Genomic DNA, 22,115 nt, shown 5'->3' with positions numbered 1-22,115 from the left:
TTCGAAGAGACCCTTTGTTTGCGACAACCGTAAGCGTTGTGAGTAATGCCAAAATTCGTCTTCAAATTAAAATTGTTTCCTAAATAAGAAACATTTATGTTTGTAAAAATAAATAGCCGAATGAATCAGAAATTTAAGGTCGAATTGCTGGAGGAAGTGAATGAGTTTTAAAACGGACTCAATGAAAAGGCACGTGAAAAAATTATTTATAATTTGCGAATAGCTCAAATTGTTAATGACAACGAACTTTTCAAAAAATTGAATAATAATGTTTGGGAATTTCGGACTCCTCACAATAAAACCAAATATCGACTTTTTGCTTTTTGGGATAAGACAGATAAAACCGAAACGGTTGTAATATCAACTCACGGAATCGAGAAAAAAACAGCCAAGACACCCAAAAATGAAATTGAAAAAACAGAACGGATAATGAAACAATATTTTGAGGCTAAAAAATAACGAGATGGAAAATAAAGGAATGAAAACTTACAGTTTGGATGAATTGACCGATAAATATATCGGAGAAAAAGGAACGCCAAAAAGAGACGAATTTGAAAACGAACTTCGGCTAGACCTAATCGGAAACGCCATCAAACAAGCTCGAAAAGAAAGGAACTTGACACAGGCTCAACTTGGCGAATTGGTCGGTGTACAAAAAGCACAGATTTCAAAAATCGAAAACCATTTGACCGACGCTCGATTTGAAACTATTCTAAAAGTTTTTAAGGCATTGAACGCAAAAATTAATTTTAATGTTGAACTGCTCAATCAAAATCTGAACTTAACATAAAGAAAAGTACTATTCAATTATATAAAGTGGCGACTATTCATAAACATTTATTTATATTGGATTATTCCAACCATCAAGTGCTCCCTCAATACCGAAATCTAAAGATAAGATTATGAAAAATAATGACTGCTATTAAACCTATTACTTTTAGTATTTTATGATTGGATAACATTTTTTATAAATTTTAAAGTTATTAGCTATTAGTTTAATTATTAAGATTGTAAATTTTTAATCCATCTATCAATTTTATTTACGTTTAGCGCAATAATTACTATGTTGAAGCTATTAATCCTATAATCGCGATACTCAATATTACATTCCAGTAGTGTCTGGTAAAGATCTTAAAAGCGGGATTTCCTAAAAAAGGATTTTCCGCTTATTATGCACCTTGTTTTTACCACATAACCAGATACAGGACCAAAAGTAATAACTTTAGCGGACAGCCCATTATTAAGCAACTATTAAAATTGCTCCCCCCTCAATAATTACCCGGACAGTATCGCATCATAATAGTGACAAGTATTATAAGCGACTCACTAGGACATCAAAACCTAACTATTACCCCGGCTTACTTGAAAGAATTGGAGAGCTCAGTATTGGATGCAGCAAGCGAATTGCTACTTTAATTCCTGAGTTAAGCTATAATTTTTCACAAAGTATTCGATATATTTAGGAAGTTGAGTACCTAGGAAATAAGGTAGATTCATCAATAAATAAGGAGTTCCGTCCAGGGTTTTATCTTCTTCAATTTTAAAGCTACCTCCGTATATTCTTATGGTATAAGGATGGTTTGCCCTTATTGTAAATTGATGTAAGGATTTTAAAGTACCTTTTGCTCCAGATTTTATTTCTATGGGAATCACTTTGTTTTCATAAGCATATACCAAATCAACTTCAGAAGATGCCTGGTTTTTCTCCCTTACCCAAAAGTTTGGTTTTGCATTTGTTATGGTATTTAATGAAATTAACTCCTGGGTAATTAAATGTGGAATTATAGCTCCTTTAAAAGAGTTGCTTAGATCTTCCATTCCCAACATTTTCGCCTGAATTCCAAGAGCGTGATTTATCAATCCCGTATCCAGAAACTGAAGCCTAGGTGACTTTTTTAAATTTGATTTTACGGGATTCTCTGTATCTGTGGTAGGATAGATAAGCTGAATTATTTTGGCATCGTCTAAATTTCGCATAGCCTCACCAACTTCTCTTGACCTAAAGTTGGAATTTCCAAAATTCTGAAATTTGATACGTTCATCTACGTATAAATGAGCCACTTCCATTATATGTTTTATAACCCTTCTTTCTGTAGCATTCGAAGTATATTTTTCCACATCGTTTCTATAAGTACTCCAAATACTTTCATAGACCTTAGGCAAGTCGGCCAAACTTTTAGATTTTAAATCGGCTTTGACTATTTCTGGCATACCACCAATGATAGAATATCTGTGAAATAGATCCATCAGAGTAGTATGGGCATAAGGCCTTATTGGAATAGTATTTAGTTGCTCAAATGCTGTTTCATGTTCTAAAGCTTTTAAATATTCGGCAAAATTCACAGGGTAGAGATATAAATATTCAATGCGACCTACGGGAAAACTTTTTACATTTTTTATAGCAAATTCCAGTAAGGAACCTGCTGCAATAACATGCAATTCCGGCTTATCTTCGTAAAAATAACGCAATAACTGGATAGCTTTGGGCAATTCCTGAATTTCATCTATGAATAAGAGGGTATCATGTATGTCCTTGGTAGGTATATTATTAATCAAAAATAGAGCCTCCACTATAGTTTCCACGTCATCGTATTCTTCAAATACCCTCCTGTCTGCCGCTTTCTCTAAATTTAAAAATATAGAGTTCTTATAATTTTTTGCAAAATCATTTACTAAAGTGGTTTTACCAACTTGTCTTGCTCCTCTTATTACTAAAGGCTTCCTATCCTTATTTTCTTTCCACTTTTTCAGATGTCCACTGATATGTCTTTCGAAGTTCATATTATTTTGTTACAAAATAAGGGTAAAAATAAAATAAATTTGTTACAAAATAAGGGTTTATTACGATAAATATTGCAATAAAATAAGGGTAAATTAACTACATGTTTGACCTGCTCATAAAAAAATATTATCATTTATGTTCTTTTAGCAACCTACGATAAACATTTACAATTGTATAGTGGAATTCGACCTATTCGATACCACAAGTGATGACGTGCTGAAGGATGAACGCATCAGCGTCCAAAAAAAAGAAACCACCATCGAGCTAAGGCGCATTGCTTATTGGGACAGTGAAAAAGAAAAAGTATTGGAGTTCCTTAACAATCATTTCGAATTAGAGCCAGACAAAATAGCTTCCATCTATAAACACAGATGGCAGATAGAGACCTCTTTAAAAGGCTCAAACAGAAATTTCCGCTAAAGTATTCTCTTGGTGACAATCAAAATGCCCTTGAAATTCAAATCTGGTGCGGGCTCATCATACAGCTGTTTATGCTTGTATTACAATGAAAAACAAAAAGAAAATAGGCATATTCCAAAATGGTATCGATGATACGATTCATCTGATGACTTATATCGCCTACATCAAGTTTCTTGAAGGTCCAAACAAAAATAGAAGGAACTCACTACAAAACCACCAGATAAACAATTAGTCCTATTTTGTGGTACCCTTGCTATGGGATCTAAAAGAAAAACAACGCTTTTAGTAGAGCTATTGGTTGCTTTTATTAGAAATCGTATTTTAACCGGACACTAATGTATTTTTATCTTTAAATGATGCAATATCCCTGGCACCTTTATCTGATGGGCACGATGTATATCGTAGCCGGAACCATCCACTTTATCAAACCCAAAATGTACATGCGCATTATGCCGCGTTATCTACCGGGTCATAAACTCCTGGTTTTTTTAAGCGGCCTGGCAGAAATTTTTCTTGGTTTCCTCTTATTTTCTCCTGAAACAAAAAATCTGGCCATCTACGGAATAATTTTAATGTTAGTGGTTTTTTTACTGGTGCATTTCTACATGCTCTCTTCCGAAAAAGCAGCTGCGGGAATACCGAAATGGGCTTTGATATTAAGAATCCCGCTCCAGTTTTTCCTTATGTACTGGGCCTGGTATTATTTAAAATTTTAACGATGGAACCTGAAATTTTTAGTTTACCAGATGCGAAGTTGCATTATTTTCCAGTTTTCTTGCAGCCTCAGCGGGCGGATTTTTTATTCGAAAAATTCCTCAAAGAAACCCCGTGGGAACAACAAAACATCAAACTCTTCGGCAAAGAAATCCCACAGCCGCGCTTAACGGCTTTTTTCGCGGAAAAAGGAATTTCCTATGCCTACTCCGGACTGCAACTAAACCCAGAAGAATTCTCAGCAGAAACATTAAGCCTGAAGCAGCAAATCGAAAAAATTTCAGGGTTTGATTTTAATACCTGCCTGGCCAATCTTTACCGGGATGGAAGTGATAGTATGGGCTGGCATGCTGATAATGAAAAGGCTTTGGGCAAAAACCCGGTAATCGCCTCTTTAAGTCTAGGGGCGGTGCGCAGCTTCCAACTTAAACATAAGAAAGATAAACATCTTAAAAAAACCATTGAGCTCCAACATGGAAGCCTGCTAATTATGCAAGGCCGTATGCAGCATTTCTGGAAACATCAACTTCCAAAAACCAAACGTGAAGTGACACCAAGGATCAATCTTACCTTTAGAAAAATTCAATAAAAAAACCATTGTGAACAGTTATCCGCAATGGTTTTTGTAATTTAATAGGCTAAGGTTTAGCCGTAAATTTCATTGAGTATTTTAGCCAAACGAATTCCGCCTTTTTGCAATTGTTTTAGTACAGTAGGCAAGTGGTGGTACATATATTCATAACCCAACTTCTCCCCTATTTCTACGGAATCGTAAAGTTCGTCTGCCATCTCCCCTGATTCATAAACCCAGTCTATAACTGCTCCTTCTTCTATTGCCTTAATCTGTGCCCGGGTCAGTTCTCTAGTATTCTCCGCAAGCTCAGTATAGCTCATTTGATAGGAATCTATCATTTGGCTGTCCCAAACGCGGTGAAGGTTAGAGCCCTGATTATACCAACGCACCTGGATGTCATTTCCTCCTTTGTCTGCTGCTCTTCCTACGTGAAAAGGCTGATGAAGGTCACCTACAAAATGTACTAACATTTTAAGGTAAAACTCTTTTTTATCCGCAGGTGCATCTTCATTCTTCAACACTTCTATGCATTTCAAGATCGCCTGGTAAAGATCTCCCTTCGGATTCGCGGTTGCCTTGTCATATTCAGTTTCGCCCTCAGCTAAATTTACATAATGCCAGGGGCCGTATTCTCTAAAATCCGGATCACTCTTTATATCATCGGCATAATTAGCGACAAAGGCCAGACCCTGTCCGTTTAAGATCCTGTCAATGGCTTTTTTCGCCTTTTCAGTAAGATATTCCTCTGCTATTTCTGCAGTAGCACGATGACCGGTTTTACCCCAGTCATTGTCATTTGCAAAACTGTTTGCACTGATTAATATTATAACAAGAATCAGGAATTTTTTCATATCAATGTTGATTTTTTATTAAAGAGTCTCGATAGGCTCTTCCTAAGAATTTTTGCAAATATAACGAAGCTTGTATTTTTTAAATGTTAAATTTTCCCCAGTCTTAAATTAATACAATATATTTATGATATCATTTTAATATCAACCAATTTAAAATATCATGGATCAGGAAAAAGAACTCAAGGCTTCAAACGGTTATATAATGCTGTTTGTTTTTTTAATTTTATTCTTCGGAAGTATCATAGGCTTCTCTATAATGAAAAACCCCTGGTTTATTGCCGGGATCCTTATTGCCCTATTTTTACTTTCAGGGCTAATCCTGGTGAACCCAAATGAATCCAGGGTTTTACTGCTTTTCGGAGATTACAGGGGCACTGTAAAACAAAACGGCCTCTTTTGGGTAAATCCTTTTTATACCAAAAAGAAAATCTCGCTGCGGGCACGAAATTTTGATAGTGAACGCTTAAAGGTCAATGATAAGCTCGGAAACCCGGTAATGATAAGTACTATTTTGGTTTGGCGTGTACTGGATACCTACAAGGCATCTTTTGACGTCAATAATTTTGAAAACTTTGTGGTTGTACAAACCGATGCGGCGGTCAGAAAACTTGCCAGTCTCTATCCTTATGATAATTTTGCAGATGAAGGTTTAGATGAGGATATTACCCTACGTTCCAGCGTGAACGAAGTCAGTGATGCCCTGGAAGAGGAACTTGAAGAACGCTTAAATATTGCGGGAATCGAAGTACTGGAAGCCCGCATTGGTTACCTGGCCTATGCCAATGAAATTGCCAGCGCTATGTTAAAACGCCAGCAGGCTACGGCAATAGTGGCCGCGCGTCATAAAATTGTGGAAGGCGCAGTGAGTATGGTGGAAATGGCCCTGCACCAGCTAAAGGACAAAGAACTTGTGGATTTGGATGCGGAAAGACGGGCTGCTATGGTAAGCAACTTAATGGTGGTGCTTTGTAGCGATAAAGATGTCACACCGGTGGTCAATGCCGGGACTTTAAATCATTAATAAAATGAGGGTTTTTAAAGAAAAACAAGGTTTTAGGCAATGGTGGATGCTCCTGATCGGAATATCCTGCCTGGCCATTACATTGGTTTTACTAATTGATGATTTTCTGGAAAGCAAGACTAGCCTTATTTCCAAAGAATCAACTCTAGCTCTTTTATGTCTAATTTTTTTGATAATACTTTTTAACCTGAGCCTTCATACCAGAATAGATCAACGAGGCATAAAAACCTGGTGGGAGCCTTTCCATTTTTTAGAAAAAGAATTCCTTTGGAAGGATCTGCAAAAGATCTCTGTTAGAAAATATAAACCGGTGCAGGAATACGGCGGCTGGGGTATCAGAGGCCATGGAAAAACAAAGGCTTACAATGTCTCAGGAAACCAGGGAATTCAGTTAGTTAACTCTAAGGGCAGGTTTTTGATCGGCACACAAAAATCCAATGAAGCTCAATTAGTAATCAAGAGATACAGGTTATGAAAAACTTATTTTTCCTTTTCCTAAGCTTTCTTTGTATACATCCTGTGCTAGTGGCTCAGCAAAATAAGATCCTACAAGACAGTCTTCAAATTAATCGTTTTATTGAGGGAAACCTTGTTAAACCAGCAGGTGCAGTAAATCCTCCCCTGGTTATTTTCATACAGGGTTCGGGCCAGACCGATCGTAATGGGAATCAGGGTCCGTTAAAAAGTGATTATGCAAAAAAAATCGCATACCAGTTGGCTGAAAATAAAATCGCCAGCTTCAGGTTCGACAAGCGCAGTCTTAAAGTAAAAGAACTAAAACTAGACACAATTCTATTTGATGATTTTGTAACTGATGTATCGCAAATCCTCAGTTATTTCAAAAAAGAAGGAAACTTTAGTAAGCTCATTGTTGCTGGCCACAGCCAGGGATCTTTAATTGGAATGCTGGCAGCAAAAGCCAATGCCGATGCTTTTATTTCCCTTGCCGGTCCTGGAAATAGTATTGATCATATTCTGGTCGAACAACTTACAGCACAATTTCCTCAATTTGAAAATGATTTAAAAGAGAGTTTTAAAGAGTTGAAAAAAGCTGGAGCAACAGAAAATTATCCAAAACTCTTCCAATCTATTTTTCATCCGCAGAACCAGGCATTTCTGGCTAACTGGATGCAATATGATCCCGTACAGGAAATTTCAAAGCTTGAAATACCTGTTTTAATAGTTCAGGGGACAAGAGATCTCCAGGTTAAGGAAGAACAAGCTAAAATGCTCCACCAGGCCGCCGCTGGTTCAAAATTGGTTTTGCTTGAGGATATGAACCATGTGTTCAGGGAGATAAGGGAAGAAGAAAAAAACCTTAACCTGGCCAGTTACAGCAATCCTGAGAAGCCACTTCATCCTGAATTAATTCCGGTGCTAAGCGATTTTATTAAAAACCTGGAAATTAAATAAAATGAGTAATAAAAAAGCATTCGCCCTAAGAGTCGATGAGAAGATGCTGAAGGCCATTGAAAAATGGGCTGCTGATGAATTCAGGAGCACCAATGGGCAGATCGAGTGGATGCTGAACAAAGCCCTAAAAGAAGCAAACCGACATCCAAGGAATAAAAAAGAAGAATAATGCCATACAAGATCATTTTTACAGACATTGACGGAACTTTATTAAACCACGACCGCCAATTGTCTCCCGCTACAATTTCAACTATCAAAAAATTAAAGGACCAGTTTCCTTTTGTGCTTATTTCTGCCAGGATGCCTGCCGCCATGCGGCACCTTCAGGCCGACCTCGACATTGATGAGCAACCTATAATCTGCTACAATGGCGGATTGATACTGGTAAATGGAGAAGCGGTAAGTTCTACTGAAATCCCATTAAATACGGTTGAAAGCCTTGCCGATTTCAATAAAAATATGAAATGCCATTTGAGCCTTTATCACGGGGACCAGTGGTTTGTACCCCAATACGATAAGTGGGCTGCCAGGGAAGAAAACAATACGAAAGTAAAACCTGGGTTAATGGCCAACCAGGAAGTGATTTCTAAATGGAAAAAAGATAACAAGGGTGCGCACAAAATTATGGCGATGGGAGATGAAGCACATATTGATGCTATCAAGGATTATTTATCACAAAATTTTCCGGAACAACTTCATTTATATCGCTCTAAACCGACTTACCTCGAAATAGCCAATAAAGAGATCTCCAAGCTTACCGCGATTAAATATCTATTGAAAAATCATTATGATCTAACTCCGGAACAAACTATTGCCTTTGGAGATAATTATAATGATGTAGAAATGATCAAAGGCGTAGGAATGGGTGTTGCCGTAGGGAATGCAAGGAAAGAGGTCCTGGAAGTTGCCAATATTGTGACCCAGAGTGGAACGGAAGACGGGGTGGCCAATAGCCTAAAAGAATTATTTAAAATCCAGTTTGAGGATTCCAACGATTCTTTAAGAGGAGTTTAAGAAAAATTGTATTTTGGCGCCGCTTATAATATTTCTATATGGAAGATACACCGGTTTTCACCAATGATGCTATAGTTTTTGGACTTTTAATGCTCGCGCTGGGCTTTGTCTTTTACACCTCTTCCAAAAAAGAAGGTTTTTGGCAAAAATTCTACGGGATAGTACCTGCACTTTTGATGTGTTATTTACTTCCGGCGATCTTTAATTCCCTTGGATTAATCGATGACAGCACTTCCCAGCTTTATTTTGTGGCCAGTAGGTTTTTATTACCCGCTGCCCTGGTACTGATGACCCTAAGCATAGACCTGAAAGCCATTTTCAACCTTGGGCCAAAAGCGCTCATCATGTTTTTCGCCGGTACAGTTGGAATTATTATCGGCGGGCCCCTGGCATTAATTATAGTTTCAGCTATTTCTCCTGAAACTGTAGGCGGGGTGGGCCCTGATGCCATTTGGCGTGGCCTTTCTACCATTGCCGGAAGCTGGATAGGCGGAGGCGCCAATCAGGCAGCCATGTTGGAAATATATGAATACAACCCGGAATTATACGGCGGGATGGTACTGGTGGATATAGTAGTGGCCAACCTGCTTATGGCCGGGTTATTAATGGGAATAGGGAAATCGGAAAAAATTGATAAATGGCTAAAGGCGGATAATTCTGCAATTACCGAACTTAAAAATAAAGTATCTAAATACGCCGATAGTGTCACCAGAAATCCTACACTACCGGACTTTATTATCATGCTTGCCCTGGCTTTTGTAAGCGTTGGAATTGCTCATTGGGGAGCAGATGAGATCTCGGTATATTTATCTACAAATTTTGAGGTCTTCAACGATAGTAAAAGCGCGCTTTCCTCTTTCTCCTCCTCCTTCTTTTGGATGATCACCATAGCGACAGCCATTGGAATAGGTCTTTCTTTTACTAAATTCAAAACTTACGAAGGCGCTGGAGCCAGCAAACTGGGAAGTATTTTTATCTACATTCTTGTAGCGACAATAGGGATGAAAATGGACCTGGGTATGGTTTTCGACAACCCGGGTTTAATTGGGATTGGACTTATATGGATGGCTATTCACGTGATTTTCCTTTTTGCAACCGCTAAAATTATTAAAGCGCCCTACTTTTTCCTGGCTGTTGGAAGCCAGGCAAACGTTGGTGGCGCCGCCTCAGCGCCGGTAGTTGCTGCAGCCTTTCATCCATCTCTGGCCACTGTAGGGGTATTACTTGCAGTTTTTGGCTATGTAGTAGGAACCTATGGCGCCATCCTTACCACTATTTTAATGCAAATGGCCACCGGGAGTTAGTATAAAATAGAAAATTATAAGATATTTGCCGCCTAAATCAGAAACCTGAAAAATGAAAAAAATAAGCATTCTTTTACTGGCTCTTATCGCCTTTAGTTCTTGTAACAATAAAGAAAGCAACCTGGTTGTAAATGCCACGATTGAAGGCCTTAAAAAAGGTACCGTTTATCTTCAAAAGATAGAAGATACACTTTTAGTAGACCTGGATTCAGTAAAGGTTGATGGTAACGAAAATATAATGCTGGAGACCACCATTGAAAGTCCGCAGCTGATGTATCTCTATCTAAAAAAAGTCGACAATTCGCAGTATGACGACCGGATAGATTTCTTTGCAGAAAAAGGGGAAGTAAACATCAAAACCTCTTTGGAAAAATTTGGAACCGATGTGGAAATAACCGGGGCCAAAAACCAGGAAAAACTGGAGGAGTATCGAAAAATGATGAAACGTTTCAATGAGAAGAACCTGGAACTTATCCAACAAAATTTTGAAGCCCAACAAGAAGAAAATGAAGAAAAGTTATTAGAAATAAATAAGCAATATGAGAACCTGCTGAAAAGAAAATATCTTTATACCGTCAATTTCGCTATTAACAATAAGGATTTGGAACTCGCACCATATTTAGCTCTTTCTGAAGTTTTTGATGCCAACATCAAGTACTTGGATACTATCTATAATTCCCTAGAGCCCAAGGTAAAAAAATCCTTGTACGGGGAGCAATTAAAAGATTTTTTAAAAGAGCGAAAAGCAGAGGAAGAAGCCATAGAGAATATTCAACCAGAAGAAACAAAAGATAAGGAGAAAGTAAGTTGATCCCTTTCATAATCCTATTAATCCCTAAGCCTGAAATTTAAAAATTTCAGGCTTTTTTATTATCTCTTTCTTATTAAAGAAAGCTTTTAACTTATATTTTCCCAATAAAAACTTATACTTGTTATCGTTTTAAAGCAAGTAGTAACATAAAATTGCAAAATTCCTGATAAATGAATACTCCCAAGAAAAATCGATGGCTCATTGCTGCATCCGCAGTTTTTATTCATATTTCCATAGGTGCTGCCTATGCGTACAGCGTGTATATTCAACCTTTGGTGGAAACCAAAGGCTGGTCTATGGCTTCGGTAACAACGGCATTCACAATTATGATGGTTTTAGGAGGCGGTTCAGCAGCTTTGTTCGGGAAGTTCGTTGAAAGAAGCGGCCCAAGAAAATCAGCTATGCTAGCCGCTGTTTTATTCGGTTTAGGCCAGGCCGGATCTGGATTTGCTATCTCTATGGACTCCCTTACTGGATTTTTGCTTTCCTATGGCTTATTAAGTGGGCTTGGATTGGGAATTGGCTATATAGCGCCGGTTTCCACCCTGGTAAAATGGTTTCCGGATAAAAGGGGTCTGGCAACAGGAATGGCAGTGTTAGGCTTCGGTACTGGCGCCTTAATAACCGCACCCGTTGCGGCAAGTTTAATAGAATCCATCGGCATCAGCTACACCTTTTATATTTTAGGAGCTTCCTATTTTATATTAATGATGCTGGGCGCATCCTATATTGCCCCACCACCAAAAGAATGGATGCCTGCCGGGATGGAAGCAGCCGTAAAGGCCGGAACTAGGAAGATAAAAAGAGACCTGTCTCAGGCAACTTCTTCAGAGGCCGTTAAAACCAAACATTTCTGGATGCTCTGGACGATGATGCTTATCAACACCAGCGCAGGGATTATGATGATCTCGGTAGCCTCTCCGATGGCTCAAAATATCGTAGGGCTTTCAGCAGGGGCCGCTGCAACAATGGTAGGAATTATGGGAATCTTCAATGGAGGTGGCAGGTTAGGCTGGGCGGCGGCTTCCGATTATATTTCCCGTCCGAAGGTTTTTATTATTTTCTTTATTATTCAGCTGGTCGCATTTGTCACCCTGCCCATAATTACCAGTGCGTTTATCTTTCAAATCTTTATCTTCCTGGTGGTAAGTTGTTATGGAGGCGGATTTTCTAATCTACCGGCCTTTATTGGCGATCTCTTCGGGACTAAAGAACTTGGTGCTATCCACGGCTATCTACTGACCACCTGGTCCCTGGGTGGGCTTATTGGCCCAACCCTGGTTTCACAGATTTACACCAGGACAGGAAGTTATATTCCGGTTTTTTATGCGTTTACCGTATTAATTATAATCGCGCTAATCATTAGCCTGCTTTTAAACCGAAGTGTTCAAAAAGTAAGAACGGAGCATCAAAAAGTTCAGCATAAGGCTACAATTTCCGATTAAACCCAGGTCAGGGTTATTCAAAACTCCCAAGCTTTAATATTTTATTGGCTTGGATTGGGTTTGGGTTTTTCTAAATTTGAGAAAAACCAGGATATGAATCAAAGCGTAGCCAAGGAAAATAAGTATGATTTAATTTGTGTGGGGGGTGGTATTATGAGCGCTACCCTTGCATTAATGCTGAAATTAGTAGACCCTAAACTTAAAATAATCATATTTGAAAAACTCAGTTCAGTAGCCAAAGAAAGTTCCGGTGCCTGGAACAATGCTGGAACTGGTCATTCGGCTTTATGTGAACTTAATTACACACCTGAAAGGCCTGATGGCAGCATCGATATCAGCAAAGCCATAAAGATTTTTAGTCAGTTTGAAACCAGCAAACAATTCTGGGCTTATCTGGTAGACCAAAAACTCATAAAAGATCCTGAACGCTTTATCCATTCTGTTCCACATCATAGCTGGGTAACCGGGAAGGAAAATATCAACTTTCTACGGAAGCGTTTTAAAGCCCTTACTCAAACCTCCATGTTTGAAAAAATGCAGTACACCGAAGAGCATTCCAAACTAAAGCAGTGGTTCCCATTAATTGCGAGGGGAAAAGAGGACATTGAAATGGCGGCTACCAGGATGGAAATAGGAACCGAGGTTAATTTTGAAGATCTCACCAAACACTATTTTAAAATTCTGGAGGACCAATTTGATGTACCGGTTTTGCGAGATACAGATGTGCTGGATGTGGATCCCGACCAAAGCCTGGAATGGACAGTAGAAGCTCAAGATCTCGACACAGGAAAAGTGACCTACTACGATGCTCAGCACGTCTTTATCGGGGCTGGCGGGGGAGCTTTACCCTTACTCCAGAAAGTAGAGATTGAAGAAAAAGACGGCTATGGCGGTTTTCCAGTGGATGGCCAGTGGTTAGTTTGTAATAACCGGGATGTCATCGCAAAGCATATGGGCAAAGTATATAGCAAAGCCGGGCCTGATGCACCGCCTATGTCGACGCCTCATCTGGATACACGCTTTATAAATGGCAAGAAAGAATTACTTTTTGGGCCTTTTGCCGGCTTCACCACCAAATTTTTAAAAGAAGGCTCTGTGATGGATCTTCCCCTTAGCATAAACAAGGATAACATCCCTTCGATGTGGGGAGTTTTTTGGCACAACTTACCCCTTACTAAATATCTTATGCAGCAGGTTACCATGGACCATAGCGATAGAATGGATGATTTAAGGAAATTTATTAAAGATGCCAAAGCACAGGACTGGGACCTTAAGGTCGCTGGAAAAAGAGTTCAGATCATCAAAAAAGATAAAGAAGAAGGCGGAGTTTTGGAATTCGGAACAGATGTGGTACACAGTAAAGATGGATCCATAACTGCTTTGCTTGGCGCCTCCCCCGGGGCATCAGTTGCGGTTTCTATAATGCTTGAAGTAATTCAAACGGCGTTTCCGGAAATGGTAAAAACGGCAAACTGGCAACAAAAACTATCCAAAATGATCCCTTTCTGGAACAGGAAAATCCAGGAAAATGAAAGCGAGTTTAAAAAAGTACAGGCAAATTCCTCTGAAAAGTTAGGCCTCAAGGTGCTGCATTAATCAGGTATAATAATAAACAAACAGCCTGTTTTAAAATAAAGAACCTCCCAAAAAATGAGAGGCTGATAAGAAGAGCCGATGGAGGGACTCGAACCCACGACCTGCTGATTACAAATCAGCTGCTCTAGCCAGCTGAGCTACATCGGCCAGTAATCTACAAAGCGTTTATCTTCACGATCAGAGCTTCCGCTTTTGCTTCCAACTCTTTTTCTATCGCCTTAAAATGTTGCTTTTTATTTTCTACATCCTTTTGGTTGATCTTGGTGATCAATTCATCAAATTCTGCAATGGCTTCATCTACAATCGCCTCGGTTTTAGATGCGTCCTCAGGGTTAGCCATTTGATGTATGTATGCTGCATCAATAATGTCTCCCATTACGTAATTCACATCTCTTTTTAATAATCTCTTACTTGCCATATCACTTAAATTTCGGCTGCGAATTTAAAGTATTTTTCCATACAAATAACCCCGAGCCTGGAAATTATTTTTCCTGGATTTTTTTAAGGGAATTTAGTGCCTCGGGAATGTGCTGTGAAGCACCCATACTATTGAATTTATGAATCAGTTTTTTATCCTTATCAAATACAAAAGTTTCCCTTCCAGGGAGTAGGCCGAGTAAACCTGGTTTTACCCCAAAAGCCTTACGAGCTCGTTTTTCTTTATCGGAAAGCAGTACAAAGGGAAGCTTATGTTTAGCCGCGAACTTTTTGTGTGAATTTTCATTATCCGTACTAATCCCAATTACCTCTGCCCCTAAATCCTGAAATTCTTCATAGTGATCCCGGAAACTGCAGGCCTCCTTGGTACAACCGGGGGTAAAATCTTTTGGGTAGAAAAACACCACAAGAGCCTTATCGGCTACCCGAGAAAAATGATAATTCTCCCCATCCTGGTCCTTTAGCGTTAATCGCGGTAATGAATCTCCAATCTTAAGTGCCATTTATTCTCCTTTGTAGGTTACGTAATTTCGGGGGGTTTCATACAAGGTGATCTCCAAATCGAGTTCTGGTTTTAATTTTTCCCTGACTTTGTTCCAGATGACCACCGCTATATTTTCTGCAGTAGGATTAAGTTCGTTAAAAGGAGCCACCTCTTCGTTTAAATTTTTATGATCAAAAGGTACTTCCACCTCTTCATAAATAAGGTCTTTTAGGCGTTTTAAATCCATCACAAAACCTGTTTCAGGATCTATTTCGCCGGTAACCTTAACAATAAGGTCATAATTATGGCCGTGAAAATGAGGATTGCTGCATTTTCCAAATACCTCGAAGTTCTTTTCATCGCTCCAATCCTTACGGTACAGACGGTGTGCCGCGTTGAAATGAGCCTTTCTATGTACGCTTAACCTCATTTTTGAATACTTGTATAATATTTATCGAAAATAATCTTGAACCATTCGGTATATACACCCGGATTAACTTCCATATCGGACTTGATCGCATCCAGGCTCATCCACTTCCAGTTAGCCACTTCATCCGGATTGGGCCTGGGATCATCGCTATAGTTACCAATAAGGATATAATCGAACTCGTGCTCAGTAAGTCCATTATCAAAAGGTGCTTTGTAAATAAAGGACATAATTTCTTCTAGCGTTGTACTAAAGCCCATTTCTTCCTGCAACCTTCTTTTTCCGGCCTCGACATTGCTTTCCCCTTCCCGCTGGTGGCTACAACAAGTGTTGGTCCACAGTCCTGGGGAATGGTATTTTTCGTGGGCACGCTGCTGGATCATTAACTCCCCATTTTCATTAAAGACAAATACCGAAAATGCCCGGTGCAACAAGGCCTTTTCGTGAGCTTCTATTTTCTCCATCAAGCCAATTTGCTCGTCCTTTTCGTTTACTAATATTACCTTGTCTGTTCCCATTTTTTTCTTTGAATGCCAAATGTACGAAATGAAGCACGGGTTTTACAAGTCCACATTTCCTAAATTTATACCCAAAAGCCATCATTATATTTATTTTTTAAAATTTAATCAATTCTGAGCTATTTCTTCGGCTTAGGTCAATGGATCGCTTAAATACCCCATCATAAGGAGCTTTTAAATTATCCTTAATTTTCCTCAAAATAATAGTACTTTTGCAGCTCCAAATTATCCGGTTTAAAGCTGGTAAAAGGAATTTATCAAAATGGTATTTCGTTACCTACTCGGTGAAGCAGACGAAGACCATCCTAATATTTTTATAGATGAAGAGTTTTCAAAAAGAACTAAAACGAAGAAGGACTTTTGGGATTATCTCCCACCCCGATGCGGGTAAAACCACACTTACTGAGAAATTGCTGCTTTTTGGTGGCGCTATCCAGGAAGCCGGAGCGGTAAAATCCAACAAGATCAAAAAAGGCGCGACCAGTGATTTTATGGAGATAGAGCGCCAAAGGGGAATTTCTGTAGCCACTTCTGTTTTAGCCTTTGAATATAGAGATATTAAGATCAATATCCTGGATACTCCGGGGCACAAGGATTTTGCTGAGGACACCTTTAGGACCTTAACGGCTGTAGATAGCGTTATTGTGGTAATTGATGTTGCCAAAGGTGTGGAGGAACAAACCGAGAAACTCGTAGAGGTGTGTAGAATGCGAAACATCCCTATGATCGTTTTTATCAATAAAATGGACCGGGAGGGAAAAGATGCCTTTGAATTACTCGATGAAATTGAACAAAAACTAAATCTTACCGTCACCCCTTTGAGCTACCCAATTGGAATGGGTTATGATTTTAAGGGGATATATAATATTTGGGAAAAGAATGTCAACCTATTTACCGGCGATCCTAAAAAGGATATCGAAGATACAATTGAAATTTCTGACCTTACTTCTAAAGAATTAGACGAGCTAATCGGCAGTAAAGCTGCTGATAATTTAAGGGAAGAACTGGAGCTTGCCCAGGGTGTTTACCCGGAGTTTGATAAGGAAGCTTACCTGGAAGGCCGCTTACAGCCCGTATTTTTTGGTTCTGCTTTAAATAACTTTGGAGTTCGGGAGTTATTGGACTGTTTTATTACCATTGCACCTACTCCCCGACCTAAGCAGAGTGAAGAGCGTCTTGTAAAGCCTGAGGAGGATAAATTCACCGGATTTGTTTTTAAAATCCACGCCAATATGGATCCAAAACATCGCGACAGGTTAGCATTTATAAAGATTGTTTCGGGAAAATTTGAGCGCAATAAAGCGTACTTGCACGTACGGCATAATAAAAACCTTAAATTTTCGAGTCCGAATGCCTTTTTTGCTGAAAAGAAGGAGATTGTGGATGTATCTTATCCGGGGGATATTGTCGGATTACACGATACAGGGAATTTTAAAATCGGTGATACCCTTACCGAAGGAGAAAATTTAAATTACCGTGGGATTCCTAGTTTCTCACCCGAACATTTCCGGTATATCAACAACGCCGATCCCATGAAATCCAAACAACTTGCAAAAGGAGTTGACCAGTTGATGGATGAAGGGGTGGCACAACTTTTCACCCTGGAATTAAACGGAAGAAAAATTATAGGAACCGTGGGAGCGCTTCAGTTTGAGGTTATCCAATACAGGCTGGAACACGAGTACGGGGCTAAATGTACTTATGAAAACCTGAACGTATACAAAGCTACCTGGGTAGAACCCGAGGATGAAAAAAGCGAAGAATTCAAGGATTTTAAAAGATTAAAAGCAAAATTTTTGGCCACCGATAAAAAAGGCCAATTAGTATTTTTGGCGGATTCCCAATTTTCCCTGCAAATGACCCAGGAGAAATATCGTTCGATCAAGTTTCATTTTACCTCAGAATTTTAGGTTCAAGTGCTCATCAGGACAATCTCAAAAAGATAATACCCCAAAATATAGCTTTAACCTGAAGTAAAAGTTTGAAGTGCTGCAATCTTTTTTATATTTGAAGGAAACAGTGGAAGCCTTTCCGGTTATTTAACATAACCAGTATTGATAATAGCTTTCGCTTACAATTCATCTACGAAATTCAGATTATGAAGCAACCTAAGTCTTCCCCAAAATTAGCCCGGGAGGTTTCCCGATGGCAGATTGTTGGCCTTTCCATAAATGATGTCATCGGCAGCGGTGTATTCCTACTTCCAGCAGCAGCGGCTATTTTATTGGGTGGTGCCAGTATTTGGGCTGTTTTTCTGGCGGGATGTGCAGTAGCCATCTTAGTGCTGTGTTTTGCTGAAGCCTCAAGCTATTTTGATGAACCAGGAGGGGCCTATTTATATACCCGGGAAGCTTTTGGGGAATTTATAGGTTTTGAAGTGGGTTGGATGACCTGGCTGGCAAGGGTAACCTCGGTGGCATCCCTTTCTGTGGGTTTTGCCTTGGCCTGCAGCTATGTATGGCCCCAGGCCGCAGAAGGCTGGGGACGAGTCCTGGTCATTACCTCTTCGCTTGCATTTCTCACCTGGATCAATATCATTGGCGTTAAACAAGGCGCTAAGATGGCCGTGTTTCTTACTATCGCCAAATCAGTACCCCTGGTGGCTTTTATTGCCATCGGGATATTTGCCGTGGAATGGGAATTAATTACTTCTGATATTCCGGCCATTACCTTTGAATCATTATCCGAGGCAGTGCTGTTGTTACTTTTTGCTTATGTAGGTTTTGAAAATACCCCCGCTGCGGCAGGGGAGTACAAAAATCCAAAAAAGGATGTTCCTTTCGCCTTACTGATAATGGTACTTCTGGTAACGGTTATTTATACCCTGGTTCAATTTGTGGCCGTAGGAACCTACCCTGCACTACAGAGTTCTGAATCTCCCCTGGCAGACTCAGGCGCTTATTTTGCAGGCGCAGGAATGGCGTTGTTAATGACCATTGGGGCCATGGTATCCATTTTTGGAAATGTAGGCAATACTACCCTTATAGGACCCCGATATCTTTATGCTCTAGCCAAGGACGGATACGGATTTAAAGCCCTGGCAAAAATACACCCAAGATACCGTACTCCGGCCGTTGCCATTCTTGTGCAATCCGGGATTGCACTGGCCCTGGCCCTATCAGGATCATTTGTTGGTTTAGCCATGCTTTCCATTATTGCACGTCTGGCAACCTATGCCGGTACGGCAGCTGCCCTGCCCATACTTAGAAAACGTTTCCCAAATAACCCAAATGCAGTACGCCTGCCCGGAGGTTATACCATTCCGGTAATTGCTTTAATCATATGTCTTATATTTCTAATTAGCACCACCGTTGAGAATCTCATAGCAGGAGCCGTTGCTTTACTTCTGGGGGCGGTTATCTTTTATTTTCGTTCCAGGGACCAGCCAACTGATCCGGAATAAGTTTTGAAGGAAATATTTTATTATTACACAGGACATCGTGGTCCATTTCAATTTAAAATTAAATGAACAAAAAAGTAATTAAGATTTTTCTTCGATTGGCCATTGCAACATCTTTTTTATCTGCTGTAGCCGACAGGTTCGGGATGTGGAGTAAGGAAGTTTCCGTCTGGGGAAATTGGAATAATTTTCTGGATTATACGCACATAATAAATCCATGGTTTCCAAACTCAATGATCTTCATACTGGGAACCATAGCTACAACAGCAGAAATCATCTTTGCGATCTGCTTGATAATTGGATTTAAAACAGAATTGGTCGCCAGGTTAAGTGGATTTCTCTTATTAACATTTGCACTTTCTATGAGCTTTTCTACAGGAATAAAAGGAGCCTTTGACTTTTCTGTTTTTACTGCTTCTGCTGGAGCATTTGCTTTAAGTTTAATAAAGGAAAAATATATGGAATTAGACAATCTAATTTCTACCCGGGAAGATTGATCGGAAAAACACACCCCAATGGTGCATAACATAAAGTGAGCTGCGCGGCTAAAATTGATCTAATTCCTGGTATTAATTACATGCAGCCAAATAACACTTTACTGGACAGTGTCTCAATTATTTTTACTTTTTCTCCAAAACCTGAAAAACTTTAAGCTTTTTACCCGTTAATTTTTCCAGCAATTCTCCTTTTCGAAGGGTCCCCCATATTTCTAATTCCGGGTCGCTTTGCGTAGTAAGGAGTAAGTTGATAACCTCCTTTGTATTGTCTATCTCCAAGTTTTGAACATTTTGATAATGGCTGCGGTCCAGTCCATCGGCAACCCTTAAAATGGCAGAAAGTTTTTTAATTCTTATCCGGGATTTTTTATTTAATTTTTTATATAGTTTATGCTTCTTCTTCGGTACAGATTTTCGATGATACCGGGCCACATGTGCCATTATATTAATTTCATCTTCTTTGAATCCCAGCAAATCGGAATACCTAATAAGATATAAGGCGTGTTTATGATGTTTTCGATAAGAAATATAATAGCCTATATCGTGCATTAAACTGGCAAATTCCAGTAATTCCCTGTCGGACTCCTTTAATTTCAATTCCTCCTTAAACTCATCAAACAACTGCACGGCAAATTGGGAAACATGGGTGGAATGCGCCTGAGCCCAATGGCACTTTCGGAGCAGTTCAAAAACACTTCTACGGCGAGGATCATGAAAATTCGCTAAAAGATCCAGATGAAGTTCCTCTTTTTGATTGTTGATATAATCCAGGATCATACCTTCGCGGAGCGCACCTTCAGAAATTCTTATATTCTCAATGTTCAATTTGTCTGTAAGAAATTTCAGCAAAACCATCCCGGGGTTTATAATAGCAACCCGCTTTTCTTCCAGGCCCTTTTCTTTCAGGCGTTGTTTTTCATCGAGCTTTATAAAAACTTCGTATAAATCATAAAAATCTTTAGTCTTAAATTCCAGCTCATTAAGACTTCTTTCTGCAGTTATGGAATTTCTATTGGCTACCATTTCACCTATATTTTCCATAGTGCCTGAGGAACCGATAATAGTTCTCACCTTATGCTTTTTAGCTAATTTCGCGACTTCTTTAAGTTCGTTGCTGAAATGTTTTTGCAGTTTTTCGATATCTTTTTCTTCAATAGGGTCAGAATCCACAAATGCGGCTGCCATCCTTGCTACGCCCAGTTTTAAACTGGTGTAATACACAAATTCTTTATCGTTTCCAATAATGAATTCCACACTGCCGCCACCTATATCAGCCATCAGCGCCATTTCATCGCCCAAAACAATATTATGTCTTACGGCAAGGCCAATCATTTCAGCTTCCATTTTTCCGGAAATAGCCCTTACCCTGATCCCTACCTGTTCCCCAACTTCTTTAATAAAATCTCCGCCATTTTCTGCTTCACGAATCGCACTGGTGGCATAGGCAAGGATATTTTCCACATTATGGCTATCGCATAAAAATTTAATCCGTTTTAAAGCTTCCAGGCCCCGGTCCATAGCCTCCCTGCTCAACCTGTCTTCCAAACCTTTTTCAGCGAGGATTACCATCTCTTTTAACTTGTTCACGGTACGAAAACTACCATCGGGATAAATATCGACCAAAACGGCGTGAAAAGAGTTGGTCCCAAGGTCTATTGCGGCTATTCGCTTGGTAGGTTCAGCATTGGAATTGTTATCGGTCATATTGTAGCTATTTTAAACTGAAGAAAAGAACTGGTTTCTTTGCCATAGTTCTAAGTTAGGTAATATTTACCAAAAAGCTTTTCAGTTGGGAAAAGTCCATCAAAAAACCCCGCAGAATTAAATCTGTGGGGTTATAAACTATTCTAGGTTGTTTTTAAGCCTGGCCGGTTGGACCGAAGTTTAAAGGCATGGGAGCCTTTTCGTAATCCCTGATTTCTCCATGCGCTTTTTCAAAACGTTGGATGTTGTCATTGAGTGCTTTCAGCAAACGCTTGGCGTGTTGCGGGGTTAAAATAATTCTCGATTTCACTTTGCTTTTAGGCCTGCCCGGCATAATATTTACAAAATCCACTACAAATTCTGAAACAGAATGATTGATAATAGCTAAATTCGAATAGGTACCTTCGGCTACAGTCTCATCCAGTTCTATGTTTATCTGACCTTTTTTAGGTTTCTTTTTCTCTTCACTCATAATTGATTATTTAATATTTTAAAAGTACAAAAAAATCCCATGTATGCCAGTGAATCTTGCGATTCTATGGGCAAAACAAATAGTTTCCCAATCGAGCCTCTTATTTTTTAAGTAGGTATTTTTAATAAAAAACATCCACTTATTATAAAACCGACGAAAATTGGACTCCAAATGTGATAGTATTTAAGGCCTTATTATCCGCTAAAAATAGCTAAAGGATGATGTGCTTT

General features: G+C 39.3%; 24 protein-coding genes, 1 tRNA gene and 1 pseudogene. 17 read left to right on the top strand and 9 right to left on the bottom strand.

Translation table 11 applies throughout. The annotated features are described in order from the left end of the window. Positions 1-186: 186 nt before the first annotated feature. Both DET49_RS07120 and DET49_RS07115 read left to right on the top strand, forming a co-directional pair. Positions 187-459 (top strand): annotated as a pseudogene (locus DET49_RS07120) (type II toxin-antitoxin system RelE/ParE family toxin); the annotation flags it as partial. Between the two features lie 19 nt (positions 460-478). Further along, on the top strand, positions 479-790 hold the full coding sequence (locus DET49_RS07115; protein WP_133547417.1) for a helix-turn-helix transcriptional regulator: 312 nt from the start codon (positions 479-481) through the stop codon (positions 788-790). Positions 791-1,407: 617 nt separating this feature from the next. On the opposite strand, the gene DET49_RS07110 is transcribed toward DET49_RS07115, so the two are convergent. Next, positions 1,408-2,781 carry an ATP-binding protein gene (locus DET49_RS07110; RefSeq protein WP_133547404.1) on the bottom strand — a complete coding sequence of 458 codons (1,374 nt, stop codon included), beginning with the start codon at positions 2,779-2,781 and terminating at the stop codon, positions 1,408-1,410. A 178-nt stretch (positions 2,782-2,959) separates the two neighbouring features. Between DET49_RS07110 and DET49_RS07105 the strand changes: the two genes are divergently transcribed. From DET49_RS07105 to DET49_RS07095, 3 genes are all read left to right on the top strand, one after another. Next, complete coding sequence (locus tag DET49_RS07105; protein ID WP_166636556.1) at positions 2,960-3,202, top strand: transposase; 243 nt, start codon at positions 2,960-2,962, stop codon at positions 3,200-3,202. 356 nt (positions 3,203-3,558) lie between these two features. Further along, positions 3,559-3,918, top strand: a complete 360-nt coding sequence (locus tag DET49_RS07100; protein WP_133547416.1) for a MauE/DoxX family redox-associated membrane protein — start codon at positions 3,559-3,561, stop codon at positions 3,916-3,918. A 2-nt stretch (positions 3,919-3,920) separates the two neighbouring features. Continuing rightward, the gene (locus DET49_RS07095) at positions 3,921-4,505 is read left to right on the top strand and encodes an alpha-ketoglutarate-dependent dioxygenase AlkB family protein (RefSeq protein ID WP_133547402.1); all 585 of its coding nucleotides are present in this window, start codon (positions 3,921-3,923) and stop codon (positions 4,503-4,505) included. Between the two features lie 56 nt (positions 4,506-4,561). Here DET49_RS07095 and DET49_RS07090 read toward each other — a convergent pair whose 3' ends face one another. Then, positions 4,562-5,341 carry a S1/P1 nuclease gene (locus tag DET49_RS07090; RefSeq protein ID WP_133547401.1) on the bottom strand — a complete coding sequence of 260 codons (780 nt, stop codon included), beginning with the start codon at positions 5,339-5,341 and terminating at the stop codon, positions 4,562-4,564. Between the two features lie 160 nt (positions 5,342-5,501). Here DET49_RS07090 and DET49_RS07085 point away from each other — a divergent pair, with 160 nt between their 5' ends. The 9 genes from DET49_RS07085 (at position 5,502) to mqo (ending at position 13,945) form a co-directional block, all read left to right on the top strand. Then, positions 5,502-6,362: an SPFH domain-containing protein gene (locus tag DET49_RS07085; RefSeq protein ID WP_133547400.1), complete on the top strand. Its 861-nt coding sequence runs from the start codon at positions 5,502-5,504 to the stop codon at positions 6,360-6,362. A 4-nt stretch (positions 6,363-6,366) separates the two neighbouring features. Beyond that, a complete protein-coding gene (locus DET49_RS07080; protein ID WP_133547399.1) occupies positions 6,367-6,837 on the top strand; it encodes a hypothetical protein in 471 nt (156 codons plus the stop codon). Continuing rightward, positions 6,834-7,775 (top strand): alpha/beta hydrolase family protein, encoded by a 942-nt coding sequence (locus DET49_RS07075; protein WP_133547398.1) that lies wholly within the window; start codon positions 6,834-6,836, stop codon positions 7,773-7,775. The genes DET49_RS07080 and DET49_RS07075 overlap by 4 nt, the downstream gene beginning before the upstream one ends. Position 7,776: 1 nt before the next feature. Beyond that, complete coding sequence (locus DET49_RS07070; RefSeq protein ID WP_133547397.1) at positions 7,777-7,944, top strand: Arc family DNA binding domain-containing protein; 168 nt, start codon at positions 7,777-7,779, stop codon at positions 7,942-7,944. Next, a complete protein-coding gene (locus tag DET49_RS07065) occupies positions 7,944-8,789 on the top strand; it encodes an HAD family hydrolase (protein ID WP_133547396.1) in 846 nt (281 codons plus the stop codon). Before DET49_RS07070 ends, DET49_RS07065 begins: the two co-directional genes overlap by 1 nt. A gap of 38 nt (positions 8,790-8,827) precedes the next feature. Next, positions 8,828-10,093: a DUF819 domain-containing protein gene (locus tag DET49_RS07060; protein WP_133547395.1), complete on the top strand. Its 1,266-nt coding sequence runs from the start codon at positions 8,828-8,830 to the stop codon at positions 10,091-10,093. A 52-nt stretch (positions 10,094-10,145) separates the two neighbouring features. Next, positions 10,146-10,904 (top strand): DUF4369 domain-containing protein, encoded by a 759-nt coding sequence (locus DET49_RS07055; RefSeq protein ID WP_133547394.1) that lies wholly within the window; start codon positions 10,146-10,148, stop codon positions 10,902-10,904. Positions 10,905-11,074: 170 nt separating this feature from the next. Next, the gene (locus DET49_RS07050; RefSeq protein ID WP_133547393.1) at positions 11,075-12,349 is read left to right on the top strand and encodes an OFA family MFS transporter; all 1,275 of its coding nucleotides are present in this window, start codon (positions 11,075-11,077) and stop codon (positions 12,347-12,349) included. Between the two features lie 93 nt (positions 12,350-12,442). Next, positions 12,443-13,945: a malate dehydrogenase (quinone) gene (mqo, locus tag DET49_RS07045; protein WP_133547392.1), complete on the top strand. Its 1,503-nt coding sequence runs from the start codon at positions 12,443-12,445 to the stop codon at positions 13,943-13,945. A gap of 73 nt (positions 13,946-14,018) precedes the next feature. On the opposite strand, the gene DET49_RS07040 is transcribed toward mqo, so the two are convergent. The 5 genes from DET49_RS07040 to idi all read right to left on the bottom strand — a co-directional run bounded on the left by DET49_RS07040 (position 14,019) and on the right by idi (position 15,812). Further along, positions 14,019-14,092: transfer RNA gene (locus DET49_RS07040), tRNA-Thr, on the bottom strand. A gap of 7 nt (positions 14,093-14,099) precedes the next feature. Then, the gene (locus DET49_RS07035) at positions 14,100-14,363 is read right to left on the bottom strand and encodes a hypothetical protein (RefSeq protein ID WP_133547391.1); all 264 of its coding nucleotides are present in this window, start codon (positions 14,361-14,363) and stop codon (positions 14,100-14,102) included. Between the two features lie 64 nt (positions 14,364-14,427). After that, on the bottom strand, positions 14,428-14,886 hold the full coding sequence (locus DET49_RS07030; protein ID WP_133547390.1) for a peroxiredoxin: 459 nt from the start codon (positions 14,884-14,886) through the stop codon (positions 14,428-14,430). Further along, positions 14,887-15,297 carry a 6-pyruvoyl trahydropterin synthase family protein gene (locus tag DET49_RS07025; RefSeq protein WP_133547389.1) on the bottom strand — a complete coding sequence of 137 codons (411 nt, stop codon included), beginning with the start codon at positions 15,295-15,297 and terminating at the stop codon, positions 14,887-14,889. Further along, a complete protein-coding gene (gene idi, locus DET49_RS07020) occupies positions 15,294-15,812 on the bottom strand; it encodes an isopentenyl-diphosphate Delta-isomerase (protein WP_133547388.1) in 519 nt (172 codons plus the stop codon). Before idi ends, DET49_RS07025 begins: the two co-directional genes overlap by 4 nt. Positions 15,813-16,132: 320 nt before the next feature. Here idi and DET49_RS07015 point away from each other — a divergent pair, with 320 nt between their 5' ends. The 3 genes from DET49_RS07015 to DET49_RS07005 all read left to right on the top strand — a co-directional run bounded on the left by DET49_RS07015 (position 16,133) and on the right by DET49_RS07005 (position 19,709). Beyond that, the gene (locus DET49_RS07015; protein WP_133547387.1) at positions 16,133-17,722 is read left to right on the top strand and encodes a peptide chain release factor 3; all 1,590 of its coding nucleotides are present in this window, start codon (positions 16,133-16,135) and stop codon (positions 17,720-17,722) included. Positions 17,723-17,910: 188 nt separating this feature from the next. Further along, positions 17,911-19,215, top strand: a complete 1,305-nt coding sequence (locus DET49_RS07010; protein ID WP_133547386.1) for an APC family permease — start codon at positions 17,911-17,913, stop codon at positions 19,213-19,215. Between the two features lie 62 nt (positions 19,216-19,277). Further along, complete coding sequence (locus tag DET49_RS07005; protein ID WP_133547385.1) at positions 19,278-19,709, top strand: DoxX family protein; 432 nt, start codon at positions 19,278-19,280, stop codon at positions 19,707-19,709. Between the two features lie 123 nt (positions 19,710-19,832). Here the strand turns inward: DET49_RS07005 and DET49_RS07000 are convergent, their stop codons facing one another. Together DET49_RS07000 and DET49_RS06995 are read right to left on the bottom strand one after the other, a co-directional pair. Beyond that, positions 19,833-21,413, bottom strand: a complete 1,581-nt coding sequence (locus DET49_RS07000) for a Ppx/GppA phosphatase family protein (RefSeq protein ID WP_133547384.1) — start codon at positions 21,411-21,413, stop codon at positions 19,833-19,835. Between the two features lie 154 nt (positions 21,414-21,567). Beyond that, a complete protein-coding gene (locus DET49_RS06995; RefSeq protein ID WP_133547383.1) occupies positions 21,568-21,885 on the bottom strand; it encodes a DUF3467 domain-containing protein in 318 nt (105 codons plus the stop codon). Positions 21,886-22,115 lie beyond the last annotated feature (230 nt).

Origin of the sequence: Salegentibacter sp. 24 (assembly GCF_004362395.1) — a bacterium.
In the GTDB taxonomy this organism is placed as follows: Bacteria; Bacteroidota; Bacteroidia; order Flavobacteriales; family Flavobacteriaceae; genus Salegentibacter.
The sequence above is the reverse complement of the archived record's forward strand: the minus strand, read 5'-3'. Positions and strand labels throughout refer to the sequence as shown.